The sequence below is a fragment of the Nitratidesulfovibrio oxamicus genome (assembly GCF_015731765.1).
GTDB lineage: Bacteria > Desulfobacterota > Desulfovibrionia > Desulfovibrionales > Desulfovibrionaceae > Cupidesulfovibrio > Cupidesulfovibrio oxamicus.
This window is the reverse complement of record NZ_VRYY01000453.1, coordinates 1-13869: the sequence shown is the minus strand read 5'-3', so window position 1 is coordinate 13869 and position 13869 is coordinate 1. Positions and strand designations below refer to the sequence as shown.

At 66.0% G+C, this 13869-nt stretch carries 4 protein-coding genes and 1 riboswitch; of the genes, 3 read left to right on the top strand and 1 reads right to left on the bottom strand.

What is annotated here, in order from left to right:
* Together FVW20_RS13855 and FVW20_RS13850 are read left to right on the top strand one after the other, a co-directional pair.
* Positions 1-1482: sigma 54-interacting transcriptional regulator (locus FVW20_RS13855; RefSeq protein ID WP_196610075.1), on the top strand; the 1482-nt coding region annotated here is incomplete at its 5' end.
* Between the two features lie 750 nt (positions 1483-2232).
* On the top strand, positions 2233-3585 hold the full coding sequence (locus tag FVW20_RS13850) for a TolC family outer membrane protein (protein WP_196610074.1): 1353 nt from the start codon (positions 2233-2235) through the stop codon (positions 3583-3585).
* A gap of 705 nt (positions 3586-4290) precedes the next feature.
* Here the strand turns inward: FVW20_RS13850 and FVW20_RS13845 are convergent.
* Positions 4291-11724 carry a VWA domain-containing protein gene (locus FVW20_RS13845; RefSeq protein WP_196610073.1) on the bottom strand — a complete coding sequence of 2478 codons (7434 nt, stop codon included), beginning with the start codon at positions 11722-11724 and terminating at the stop codon, positions 4291-4293.
* A 628-nt stretch (positions 11725-12352) separates the two neighbouring features.
* A riboswitch (cobalamin riboswitch) is annotated at positions 12353-12533 on the top strand.
* A 268-nt stretch (positions 12534-12801) separates the two neighbouring features.
* Here FVW20_RS13845 and FVW20_RS13840 point away from each other — a divergent pair.
* Positions 12802-13803, top strand: coding sequence for a sirohydrochlorin cobaltochelatase (locus FVW20_RS13840; RefSeq protein ID WP_196610072.1), 1002 nt, complete (start codon positions 12802-12804; stop codon positions 13801-13803).
* Positions 13804-13869: the final 66 nt, after the last annotated feature.

Genomic DNA, 13869 nt, shown 5'->3' with positions numbered 1-13869 from the left:
ACGGCGCAGGCCGGTCAGGCCGACGCGGACCCGGATTCGCCTGCCGTTGCCGCGCCGCCTTCCGCCTTGCCCTCCGCTCCGCTGTCGCGCGAGGGCATCGTGGGCAACAGCCCGGCCCTTGACGCCGCGCTGGAACTGATGGCCGAGGCGGCGGCCAGTTCGGTCAACGTGCTGGTTCTGGGCGAAACAGGCACCGGCAAGGAACTGTTCGCCCGCGCGGTGCACCGCAACAGCGCGCGGGCGGCGGGTCCGTTCGTCACCCTGGACTGTGCGTCGCTGACCGAAAACCTGGTGGAAAGCCAGCTCTTCGGCCATGTGCGCGGGGCCTTCACCGGCGCGGACCGCAGCCGCGACGGGCTGTTGCGCCTGGCCCACGGGGGTACGCTGTTTCTGGATGAAATGGGCGACCTGCCCCTGTCCATCCAGGGGGCCTTCCTGCGGGCGCTGGAACTGCGGCGCTTTCGCCCCGTTGGCGCCAGCAGGGAGGTGGAGAGCGACTTCCGCCTGGTGGCGGCCACCAACAAGGACCTGCACGAAATGGTGCGACTGGACATGTTCCGCAGCGACCTGCTGTACCGGTTGCGCGGCCTGACCATCACCCTGCCTCCGCTGCGTGAGCGCACGGAAGACCTGCCGGAGTTGTGCGCCTGGGCGGTGGACCGGTTCTGCCAGCGGCACGACCTGCCCCCCAAGTTTCCCGCCGAGGACTTTCTGGAAACCGTGGAGAGCTACCCCTGGCCGGGCAACGTGCGCGAACTGGTGCACGCCGTGGAGCGCGCCTGCGCCGCCGCGCGCGACGAGACAACCCTGTACGCGCGGCAGTTGCCCACGGAAATCCGGGTGCGGGTGGCCCGTGACAGAATGGATGGACATGCGGCGGGCCTTACTGGCCTGACGGGGCCGGTGAGCCTGACGGAGCCGACCAACGTTCCCCCCCTGCCCAGACAAACCAGACAGGCCAGACAGACCAGACAGGCCGGGCAGGCCGGGCACGTTGGCCAAGCTGGCCACGCAAGTTGGTCAGGCATGGCCGGGGGCGCGACCACGCCCCCCGCACCTGTTGCGGCAGAGGGGGGGGCGGCGGCCTCCATGGCGGGCGCCCCTTCCGGTGCCGCGCACGGGTGGCCGCGACACGCCACAGACGCTGTCCCGATACCGGAATGGTCCGCCGCCCGCGCATCCTCACTGCATGATCCGGCCGGATTGCAGGACCAGGCCGGAGCGGGGGACATTGCCGCACCATGGGCAGTACCCGGAGCAGCAACCATGCGGGAACAGGCGGTCATCGACCAGCGGGGCTTCGCACCGGGCGCTACCCCGCCCACCCTGCGCGCCCACAAGGCCGACGCGGAACGAGCCTACGTGATCCGCATGCTGGCCCACTGTCACGGCGACATTCGCGAGGCGGCACGGCTGGCCGACGTTTCGCGCGGGCACTTTTACGAACTGCTGAAGAAGCACGATCTCGGAAAGACCGACTGACGACAACGCACCTGACTGGCGGCTGGCCGTGCTGGCGGGTGGCCTGCCCGGCAGGCCGAACGCCCAGCCCCTTCGCCGAATATGCATGCCGCGCCATGCCCGCCATCCGGGCAGGCGCGGCTTTTCATGTTTTTCCGCCTCTCCCCCGCCCCCACCTCAACGACGACAAGCCCCCTTTCCGGCGCGGAGCGGGCAACCGGAAAGGGGGCAACACGGAGCCTGCCACGAGTGGGGGGAACCCGTGACCATTCTACGTTACGAACAACGGCGTCAGGCTACCATTATTTTTGCATCTTTCTCATGGACAGACTTTCGATGCGGAAATATCGCCAAACCACCCCGAAAATTCTTGCACGGGACACCATGCAGAACATGCGCAATGCGCACACCGTTCCGTAACACACTTCCGCATGGCGACAGGCGTCCTTTTTCCGACAGATGAGACTGGGGCTCCATGCTCCGATCCTTCGCGCATCCCAGCCTCTTGCCGAACACGAACCATGCGCCCCGTTGCTTGATCGATCAACTGCGAATCGTGCTCCATCCCGCCAGGCTGAACGACAAGTTCTTCCCAAAAACCTTCGTGCGTTGCAACTAATCCTATTGCGCATGACGACCCAAACAATGTAGTGTGGAGTGCAGTATCGTTGCAAAAGCAGAAAGTGCGGGTTTACCCGCGCCATGTTTTCGGAATCACTACGCGCTCTCCGATCCGCGTGCACGGTGGGGGGCCCAACGAGGAGGACTGTCATGAAGGAAAGGAAATCGCAAAAGCGGCGCTGGCTCGCGTTCTGCGCGCTGGCCGCCGTGCTGGGGCTTGCGATCGGGGTTCCGGCGCAAGCGCAGGAAGTGACGCTGAAAGACTCAGTCGTCAATACCCTTGAAACGCATCCTCGCCTCAAGGCCTTCCAGGAAAACCGCCAGGCCGCCGAACACGACGTTGACCGCGCGCGTGCCGGCTGGTTCCCGCGCCTTGACGTGCGTGGCGGCGTGGGCGTGGAACAGTACAACGACCGTTCCACCCGCGCCACCAACAACGAAAACGACTGGTACGACCGCAGCGAAGGTTCGGTGACTCTCAGCCAGACCATCTGGGACGGCCTTGCCACCGCCAGCCGCGTGGACATCAACACGAACAAGCTCGGGTCGGTGGACAACCGCCTCATCGACAACGCCGAAGCCCTTGGCCTGGACGCCGTGCTCGCGCACATCGAAGTGCTGCGCCAGCGCGAAATCGTCCGTCTGTCCGAGATCAACGTGCAGCAGCACGAGTCCATCCTGGGTTCGCAGCAGGAACGTTCGCGCATGGGCGCGGCCAGCGTTTCCGACGTTACCCAGACCCAGGGCCGTTTGGCCCGCGCCCAGTCGACCCTGACCGAAGCGCGCGCCGCCCTGCAGGTGGCCGAAGCCGCCTACCTGCGCCTGACCGGCAAGGTCGTGCCCGAAACCCTGGGCCCGGCGGAAGCGCCCACGGCTACCCCGCCCAGCGCCGACGCCGCCCTGGTCGACAGCCAGTCCAGCAACCCCAAGGTGCAGGCGTTGATTTCCGACGTACGCACCTCTGAAGCGGAAATCGACCTTGCCAAGTCCGGCTACCACCCCGTGATCTACGCGGAAGTGGGGCCCACCTACAAGGACCAGGTGGAAAGCAGCCGTGACCATGAATGGGGCACCGCCGCCATGCTGCGCATGAGCTGGAACCTGTTCAACGGCGGCGCCGACGTGGCCGCGGTGAAGGGTGCTTCCGCCCGTTCGCGCCAGAGCCGCCAGGAACTGCAGAACCAGATCGACGAACTGGGCCGCGAAACCCGCTCCACCTGGAGCCAGATGCTGTCCGCCCGCGAACAGCAACGCTACTTCCAGTCTGCCATCGACTACAACGTGCAGACCCGTGACGCGTACATGCAGCAGTTCCTGGTGGGCCAGCGCAGCCTGCTGGACGTGCTGGACGCCGAAAACGAACTGTACAGCTCTTCCATTCAGGAAGTGACCTCGCGCATGAACGATGCCGGCGCCCAGTACCGCCTGCTGGCCCTTGGCGGCAAGCTGCTGGAAAGCCTGGGCATCGACCGCGACGCCCTGCGCAAGCCCACCGCGCAATAGCCGCTCCCGCAGAGAACGGCATACCCGAAGGGGCCGGTCCGAAGGACCGGCCCCTTTTTGCGTGGGCGAATGCGGGGTGGCGCGAAAACGGATGGAGGGCGACGGGTACGGTGCCGTGCGCATGCCCGCATCAAGGCAAGGGGCCGTCCCACGATCCCGCAATGCAGACCCCGAACGCAACCGGGCAATCCGCCACCGCATGGCGGCATCGCATGACGCCAGCGGCAGTAATGTTTGCCCACCACGGGCCATCTACATCCCCCCTGTATTGCCCGCGTTCCTCCCACGCCCGGCGCGGTCCGCCAAACACCACGTCCCCCCGCCGCGTGGGGCATGCACGCCGCGCGCAAGGCGATGCCTGCCGCGCACCTTCCGGAATGTCTGATTGGGCATGCCCCCCTGCGCATCGCCGCCGCCACGCGTCACACCCTAGCTCCGCGCGGCAGCCACCGGAAGGCCAGCGCCACCACCACTCGGCAGCCGAGGCCTACGGGTCTGGGTGGGCTGGCAGGAGCCATGGATGGCGCACACGGGCCATCGCCGGAAAAGGGGGCGGATATTCTGGAGTACTGGGCTGGCTGGGGGGCACAAGGTCAAGAACGCCGCAACCATGCCGCGCCGCTACAGCCCGCACCACGCAAGACGCCCCGGCCAAGGCCGGGGCGTCCGTGTGTTCAAGGTCTGCCGCCGGGGGCGGCGCGCCGGTTAGCTGTTTTCGGTGATGATCTTGTTGTTCAGGATGTGCTGTTCGATGTCGGCCAGCGAGTTGTGCTCAAGGGCGCCCTGCAAGGTCACTTGTTGCACAGCCCCGCCATGGTGCAGGGTAAGCACCGCATCATTACCGGAAGCCGCCAGGTTGCCGCTGGTAATCAGGTTGGTGCTTATGCCGTTGGAACTGTCGCCATCGCTGTCGAGCAGCACATCGGCGAAGCGAAGCACATCGTTCTCGCCGAAAGGCCCCGCACCCGGCTTGAAGTCGGTCACCACATCCGCTGCGCCCGACGTGAAGTCCTCCGCGTTCCACACGAAGGTGTCGGCGTCGCCACCACCACTCAGGGTGTCCGTACCCTGACCACCAACGAGGATGTCATTGCCAGCATCGCCGTAGATGGTGTCGTTACCGGCATTGCCGTGCAGGATGTCGTTACCGGCGTTGCCGTGGATGATGTCATCGCCGTAGTTGCCGAAGATGACGTCGTCGCCGTTGCCGCCGTTCAGGGTGTCACCGCCGGTGCCGCCCAGATGGAAGTCGTTGGTGTTGCCGACGCCGGACCAGTTCTCGGCGGTGGCCGAGAGGTGCGCGGGCGTATCGCCGATGTGCACGTTGAGGGTTGCGTAGTCGCTGTCGGAGGTGCCGGTCAGCTTGTACACGAAGGCATCGTCGTTCCCGACCGCAGTACCCGCGTTGGCGTGGTATTCGTACTGGCCGAAGGCGTTGATGCTCAGCGTGCCGTAGTCGCCCGTCACGTCGTGGAAGTTGCCGTCGTTGGCGATGGCGACGCCGTTCACTTCCGTCACCAGGGCGGTCTGCCCGCCGATCTGGTCGGCGATGTCGGCGCCCGCGTGGTCGGTGACCACGTTGCCCAGCAGGGCAGCGCCAGCCAGGGCGTGAACCACGTCGTCGATGTAGGCGTTGAGGTGCTTGTTGTTGCCAGCGGTGTCACCAAAACCGCCATCGACCACGCGCAAGGTAACTGTGTAGGTACCCGCCGTCTTGAAGGTATGGGTGTAGGTGCCGCTGCCATCCGCCCCGCTGTTGGGCACGGTGTAGATGGTGTGGGTGCCGCTGCCGTCGTTGACTTCGATCTCGAACCGGTCGTCGTCGTGGCCGCTGTCGCCGGTGGCGTCCGCCCTCCACGCGAAGCTCACGGTGTCGCCCGCGCCCACGGTGAAGGACTTGCTGCTCTCGATGCTCGGGGCCACTGTCCCGAACCAGTCGGTGGAGTCGTCGTCAAGCTCGATGCGCAGTTCGCGGTCTCCACCCACGTTCGCTCGGGTGATCTCGCCGTCGTTGTCGTTGTTATCACTCCAGCCATTCCAGCCGCTGTCGTAGGAGCCGTTCGAGAACGTATCCGTCGATTCCGTACTGCCGCCCGGCTGCGCCGTGGCGTAGTTGTCGTGCGCGTCCAGTTCGGCCGTGTGCAGGTTCAGGGTCAGGGTGGTGTTGGCCAGCGTGCCGTCGGCGTCGCGGACTTCGTAGTTCACGATTTCCTGCCCAACGGGGTTGGAGCCCGGCGTGAACACGTAGCTGCCGTCGTCGAAGTCGATGGTCAAGGTGCCCTTGTTGTCCCCAAGGTTGAAGGCGAACTTGTGGTTGCCGTCCGTATCGTCGATGTCTCGGGTCACGCCATCAACGGTCACGCTGTGCAGGGCCAGGCCGCCATCCGCACCGCCGCTGTCGTTGGCCAGCAGGTTGCCGGTGGTGGGCACGGTGGCCAGCAGGGCCTGGGTGAAGTCGTTGAGGTCGTCAACGACCACGATGTCGTCCGCGCTGTCATCCGCGTTCCACGCCACGGTTCCCAAGGGGCCGGTATCCACGCTGGAGCCGATGCCGAAGGAGTACACCGCGTCGATGGGGGTGCCATCGAGGAAGGTTTCCCACGCGGCCACTTCGCCAGCGTCAAGCCCGGCGGAATCCGGGTCGGGGTTGCCATCGGACAGGAAGTACACCACCGACTTGTCTGCGGGCGGCATGCCGTTGGCCAGGTCCGCCATCACCCGGTCGGTGGCGGCGTCGTAGCTGGTGCCGCCGTCCGGTCCCTTGCCGTTCAGGTAGGTCACAGTGCCGGACGTGGCGTCGTAGTACCACGAACTGGAGCTTGCTTCACCGTCGTAGAAGTCCACGATCTTCACGTTGACTGAACCGAGACCGGCGTAGGCGTCGATCAGTTCCTGCATGCCTTCCAGGGCCACTTCCCACTTGTCCATGTCCGGTATGCCGGACGGGTCATCCATGCTGCCGGAACGGTCGATCATGATGACCAGGTTGGTGGTGATGCCGCCGTTGAAGTCGTCCACTTCCGGGGTCGCCGTGGGGCCAGCGTCGTCAACGCTGACGCTGACGGTGCCATGCACGGTCGGGCTGACGCCGTCGGTGGCGGCAACCTTGACGCCGCTGACCGTGATGTCGGCCGCGCTGGCGTGCAGCAGCGGATCGACCAGGGTCACGGTAACGCCCACGTTCACGGTGTCGCCCGAGCCGTAGGAACCATCGGCGGGTTCGGTCAGCGACAGGACGATGGCCGTCTCGCCGCCAATCTTGCCGATAAGGTTGCCGGTGCCCGCGTCAACTTCCCAATCGATATCCAGCGGACTCTTCAGGCCGCCGACCACGGGGTCGCCGCCGCTGAGGTCGAACGTGAAGTCGAGGGGCAGGCTGCCCGCTTCGAACTCGAGGTTGTCGCTGTCGGTGTCCTGGGCTCCTCCAGCTGCTTTAACATCCTGCACCGAGAGGCCGATTTCGTCGCCGCCGCTCGGCGGCACGATGATGGGCGCATCATCGTCGATGATGGTGCCGTCTTCGCTGCCGTCGAGTATGTTGCCCCCGTTGACGCCGTTGAACTTCGGCGAAGACAGGGTGAGGGTGGCGGTCTCGTCGTCCTCATCGTGGTTATCGCCCTTCACTTCCGCGTAGAAGGTCAGGCTGGTGGGCGGGGTGTGCACGCCGTCGTTGTAGAACGTCAGCGTATTGGTGCTGGGGTCGTAGTCCACGCCATCGTTGGGTCCGGTGGTCACGGCATTCAGCCATGCCGCGAAGTTGTTGGAGGCGTTGTTGAAGTCGCCTTCGCCAGCCGTGCCGGTGGGGCCGGTAATCACGATGGACACCGATTCGCCGGGCAGCAGCGTGTAGCCGGTATAGCCGACGGTGAAGCCCATCATGGGACCGGAGCCGGGCCCCGGGTCGCCTTCGTTGACCACGTTGGTGAACGAGGTGGCGTCCTCGATATACCAGCCGATGGCCGCGCCGCTGTTGACGACGGCAGCATCGGTGGCCCCATCGGACTCGGCAAGGTTGTTGTCGTTGTCCAGGCCGCTCCCCGAGAAGTTGACTTCCCGGGCGTAGGACTTGGCAGTGAAGTCGTGCGAACCGTCAGCGGCACCGTTCTGGGTCACGGTGATGGTCTTGTCGAGCGAGCCGCCGGAGCCCACGCCCCAAGTCACGGTGCGCGCAGCATCATCCCATGTGCCGCCCTGCAGGTTGCTGACGTCGAAGCCTACGGGAACGTTCAGCACCACCCAGTGGGTTTCGGAGCCGTCCGTATCGGGGAAGCTGGCGGTGACATGCACGCTGCCCTCTTCGCCAGTCTGGAAGCTGAGGCCGCCGTCACCGCCGTCGTTCACGTCCACGGTCACCGTGGGCTTGTCGGCCACGGCGTCGATGACCATGGTGTGATCGGTGGTCGAACTGCCGGAATCGCCGCTGTTGGGGTCATGGTAGTTGGCCGTGACTTCGATGGGGATGTCGCGGTCACTGTTCAGCGTGGTCTTCACGTACAGGTGGCCGATTTCCGCCGGGCTGACCACGGCGGAATCGCCCCAGTGATCAAGCGTTATCTCGCGGTAGCCGGGGTCGCCGGGGTTCTCGCCCACCACCAGGATGAACGTCCGCCCGTCGTACTTCACCACCAGGTTGTCGAGCACTTCGTTTTCATCAGGGGTGAAGCTGATGTTCAGCGCGCTCTTGAGGATGGTGGTATCGCCCACGTGCGCGTCGGGCATCCAGTCTTCGTAGCCGCCGCCGGAAACCCGCAGGCAACCGTCCGCGCCGTCCACGGTCACGTCCACGTCACCGAAGGTGTAGGCGGTATTGTTATCGGTGGTCAGTCCGTTCCAGTCGCTGTCGCCCGGCTCGCTGTCGACGGCCACGGCCACGGTCTTGAAGTTGGTGGTGAAGCGGTCGTCGGTGTCGTGCACCAGGTCGATGTTCAGGGTCTTGGTCAGGGTGCCCGAGTTGTCCATGGACGTCACATCGTACAACTTGTACCAGGTGCCGTCGATCTTCTCGAGGCTGCCGCCAGAGGGGTAGTTCCAGCCGCTCTTGTATTCGATGCCGATGTAATGGCGCTCCGATCCGTCCAGCACGTCGGCGAAGGTGGCGGTCACGCTCACGGACGCGCCGTGGGGCGGGTCGACGGCGTCGTGGCCGGAGCCGTAGTTGACGGTTTCGAACAGGTTGACCGGCTTGTCGGCCACCGCGTCGATGACGATGGTCGAGGTATCGGAGCGTGTGGCGTAGTCGCCGCTGTCGGGATCCTGGATGGTGGCCGTGGCCTCGATGCGGATGTCCCTGCCGTTGTGCTCTTCGGGGATGATGTAGACGCTGTTCGCCTTGGAGCCGTCAACGTTGATGCTCTGCCCCGTGGAGAGGTGGGTGGGCACGCCGTCCACCACGATGGTGAAGGACTGGCCCAGGGCCTTGATGCTGACGGAGTCGATCACTTCGTCATCGTCTTCGTACAGGTCGATGTTCAGCTTGATGGGCGTGACGGAGAAGTTGCCTTCGTTCGCATAGTGCATGCGGTCTTCGTAGCCCTCGCCGGACACCTGCAGGCAGCCGTCCGCGCCGTCGACCAAGATGGTCACGGAATCGGTGTCATGCGCCTCGTTGTTCAAACCATTCCATTCCACGCCGCTGAAGGTGGTTTCCTTGGCGATGGCGACGGTCTTGAACTCGGTGTAGTAGCGGTCGTCGGTGTTGACCACGCCCAGGGTGACGGGCAGGGAAACCGAGCCGTTGCCCGCGTCCACTTCGTCGGTCACGTCGTAGATGGCGTACAGGCGGCCATCGACCAGCTTGTAGCCTTCGTTGCCCGGGTAGCTCCAGCCGTGCTTGACTTCGATGCCCACGTACTGACGCTCGGAGCCGTCCTGGTAGTCGCCGAACGTGGCGTTAAGGGTCACGGTCAGGGTGCCGCCGGGGTCGCCCGCCGTCGGCCCGGGGGTGTAGTCCACTTCGGCGTCGTGGGCGATGGGCTTGTCGGCCACGGCGTCGATGTACACGGTGTGCTGCGTGGTGTCGGTGCCCACGTCGCCGCTGTCCGGGTCGTGGAACACGGCGGTGACGGTGAGCTTCACGTCAACGTCGCTGTCCTTGGCGGGCATCAGCGTCACATGATCCTTCAGGTGGGCGGGCACGATGTAGTAGCTGCCGCCTTCACCGTCGGGGACCAACGGGGCTTCGCTGCCGAAAATCAGCACCTTGGCCGGGGTGTTCACATCCACCGCGATGCGCAGGTAGTCGAGATGCTCGTCGTCGGCGCCGCTGAAGTGGAAGTCGAGGTCGATGTCCTTGGTCGAGAAGGGGTCGTACCAGGGTTCGTTGACGTAGGCCTGCGGATCTTCGTAGCCGATCTGCTGACCGGTGACGTAGATGTTGCCTTCGGCAGCGGCCACCCACACGTTGGTGGAGCCGAACACCAGCGAATTGTCGTTGACCGCCACGAGACTGCCGTCCGCGTCGCTGTCCACCGCCAGTGCGCCGGTGACGAAGGTTTCCTTGTAGTCGTTGCCGCGCCCGCAGTGGTGGCCGTCGCCGTCGCCGTTGTAGCCCTGGTCGAGCGTGGCGATGACGGGACCTTCATACTCGCCGTTGCCTTCGTAGCCGCCGTTACCGCCGGGCTCGTAGTCTTCGTCCGGGGCGTACAGGGTAAGGGTGACGGCCTTGGTGGCCAGTTCATGCGTCAGGCCCTGGCCGTCCACGGACTGCGAGGTGCCCACGATGCTCTCGTCACCCACGGGGATGACATAGTAGTAGCCAGCGGGGTCGATGACGCCCAGGCCCTGCGTGGCAGAGGCGGGGATGTCCGCGCCCAGGGTCAGGAACTCGGAGAGGTCCAGTTCCACGCCGCCGATGTTCACGGTGTCGTAGGTCCAGCCTTCCTTGGCCTCGATGAGCAGGAAGTGGTTTTCCGAACCATCCTGGTAATCGCCGAAGGTGGCGGACAGGGTGATCTTCACCGCGCTTTGCACGTGGTCGCCGTCGTCGGTCTCGGTGGGGTTGGCGGCCGTATGCTTCCACCACGGGCCGTCGGGGGCGTCGTGGGGGTTGTGATGCCAGAACGACCGTTCGTCGCCGTCGGAATCCATCACGCGAGCGGTGACCATGTCGCCGTCGCCGTTGCCGCCGTCGCCGTTGCCGTGGTCGCAATAGAACGGGCCGTAGCTGACCGTTTCATCCACGCCGGTGGGCTGGTCGGCCGCCGCATCGACCACCGCCGTGAAGGTGAACGGCACGGTTCCGGTCAGGCCGGAGTCGGGGTCGGTGATGGAGGCAAAGCCGGAGAGCGGGATGTCGGTGCCGCTGTCCGCCAGGGGCAGCAGGGTGACGTCGCCGATGTCAGCCGCAGAGATGACAAAGTTTCCCGCGCCGTCGGCTGCCAAGGGAACGCCCCCCACCAGCAAGGCGCCCGCAATGGGGCCGATGATGGTGATGGTGTCCAGTACTTCGTTGTCGGTGGGGGTGAAGATGAAGCCCAGCACCGCCTCGAAGGTCAGGGGCGAACCCAGGTGCTGGTTGGGGGCCCAGTCTTCGAACACGCCCGCGTAGGTGCCCGGGGGAACCGCGTCGGGGTGTTCGGGATATTCGCCGTTCTGCTCGATGGTGGTGCTGATGTTGGTGTTGATGGTGATCAGCAGCGAACCGGTGGCGAGGTCCAGCGGACCTTCATCCTCGATGGTGCCCAGGGCCGCCGTGCCGATGCCGGTGGTGCCCAGCGGGTCAAGGCGGTCAACGCCGCCGATCAGGTCGCCCGCGTTGTCGTCGTAGTCGCCCACGCCGCCGCTGCCCGCGGCAGCGCCCGCGCCGGGACCGGCGGCAGGCAGCAGGTCTTCGCGCAGGGCCGCGAGAAACGCGTCGCCCGGCAGCGACTGGCCGTCTTCAAGGTTGAAGGCGGGCAGCTGGTTGGATTCGAACAGGCCGAAAAAGTTGGAAAGGACGATGCGACCGCCGTTCTCGAACAGGAACACGAGGTCCTGTCCGGACTGCTCGAGTTGGGCCGCCTCGGACGGGAAGCCCATTTCCAGCGTGGCGCCAGCAATGTTGTCGATGACGACCTGCTGGTTGGCCTGCGGCGAGTTCAGCCGGATGCGGGCGCCGGTGGGTGCCGCGCCCGCGGCGGTGGTGGTGTTCTGCGTAACCATGGCTTTCTCCCCTTGTTGGCGAAGGCGCGCTGCGCACTCCAACCTTGCGTTGTGCGGGAATGCCGATCGGAATCCGATTCCGGGCGCGCCCCGCCTGCTTTCAGCCTGTTGTCCGGTGCCGACGCTTTTGCGTCCGGCTTTTCCGGAATCCCCAAATCCATCCGTAAATTTGTTCCGGGTCGTGCCCGCCGTCCTGTTTTCTTGAGGAATGTCGGGCTTTTCTTTCATCCCTTCACGGTGCCGCCCGAATCTCGGGTGTTGTCCGGACAAGCCGGATTCGGGCATACGACTAACGGTACCACTGCAACTGAAATGCCAAGCTCGTTAGTCCTGTATTACAGGCGTATTACGACAACAGTTGCGGTACATCATGCATCCGGACGGGCCGGATGTCCCAAACGCCGAAACACCCAGGCTCCGGATGCCGAGTGGCCCCCATGCCGCCCGCGGCCAGAACAGCCGAACAGGGCCGTTCGTGCGTCGCGCCATCTGCATATGCCGTCACCGCCGGGACGATCCGCCAACATCTCCATGACGCAGGGCACACCCCGCCCAGCCGTTCCGCCCACGCCCCCCCCTGCCCCACATCCCGCCTCCCCCTGTTGCTTGACAGCCCCGCCGCGCGGGGCCTATCCATGGTCCTTCAGGTGTCCATCGGACTTGATAGGGAATCCCGTGCAAATCGGGAGCGGACCCGCCGCCGTAAGCCCGCGAGAACGCCTGCTCCCCAGAGCGCCACTGGACCACGGTCCGGGAAGGCCGGAGCAGGTCGGGCAAGCCGGAAGACCTGCCTGACGCGTCATCGGCCATGCCCGGAAGGTAACGGGGCTTTTGCACTTCCGGGACCGGCGGCCACATTCCGCGCACCCGCGCCTGCCCGACCGCACACGCCGTGTCCCGCGCGCGCCCTGCCTGCCTGTCCGCCAGCCTGCCCTGTGCACGCTCCGGACACCTCGGGCGCATCGGGTGCGACAGCCGCATCCGCGCGGGGATACGCCAACGTTTCGGGTCGTGCCGGTCCGCACCCTGCGTGTCCGCCGCCTTGCCAATTGCCCGCCTGCCTCTTCGGAGGTCCTCATGCTTCTCGTGCCTTCCGGCCTGCCCGCCCTGCGGCGTGGCGCCCTTTCGCGTGCCCTTTCGGGCGTCTCGTCGTCCGCGGCCTTCCGTTCCCCTTCACGCTCCCGCACCCTGCCGCTGCTGGCGGCCCAACTGCTGCCCCTGCTGCTGGCCCTGTGCCTGACCCTGCCCCTGACCGCCCAGGCCGGGCACGGTGGCGACGCAGTCCGCAAGGACGGCATCCTGCTGGTGGCCTTCGGCACCACGATGGAAGAAGCCCGCCCCGCGCTAGACAACATCGAACGGCTGGTGCGCGCCGCCCATCCCGACGCCGACATCCGCTGGGCCTGGTCGGCCCGCAAGGCCCGCGCCGCGCTGATCAGGGAAGGCAAACCCGCCGCCTCGCCCCAGCAGGCCCTGGCCGACATGGCAGAGGAAGGCTTCACCCACGTGGCCGTGCAATCGTTCCACACCATCACCGGCGAGGAATTCCACGGCCTGATGGCCACGGCAAAAGCCATGGAAGGCCTGTCCAAGGGGCTGACCCGCATCACCGTGGGCCTGCCGCTGCTGGCGTCCATCGACGACGCCGAATCCCTGGCCGTTGCCCTGAAGTCGCTGCTGCCCAAGGAACGCAAGCCCGGCGATGCCGTGATCTTCATGGGCCACGGCAACCTGCACCACCCCGCCGCGCTCAGCTACCCGGCCATGCAGTACTACCTGACCAAGGCCGACCCGCTGTTCTTCATCAGCGTGGTGGAGGGTTCGCCCTCGTTCGGCGACGTGACTGCCGCCCTGGCCGCCCGCAAGGTGCGCACCGCGTGGCTGGTGCCGCTGATGGCCGTGGCGGGCGACCATGCCCACAACGACATGGCGGGCGACGAAGCGGACTCGCTGGCCTCGCAACTGCGCGAACGGGGCGTCACCCCGCGCCCGGTGCTGCGCGGCACCGCATCTTCCGACGCCATTGTCGCCATCTGGCTGCGCCACCTGGACGCGGCCCTGAAGCAACTGGACCAGTAATGCACAACGCCACCGCGCCCCGGTCCGTGCCGCCACCGGCATGGACCGGGGCCGCGCGGCCCCGCC

Coding starts and splice junctions, on each gene's coding strand:
- FVW20_RS13850 (WP_196610074.1), top strand. CDS start 2,233: ATGAAGGAAAGGAAATCGCAAAAGCGGCGCTGGCTCGCGTTCTGCGCG.
- FVW20_RS13845 (WP_196610073.1), bottom strand. CDS start 11,724: ATGGTTACGCAGAACACCACCACCGCCGCGGGCGCGGCACCCACCGGC.
- FVW20_RS13840 (WP_196610072.1), top strand. CDS start 12,802: ATGCTTCTCGTGCCTTCCGGCCTGCCCGCCCTGCGGCGTGGCGCCCTT.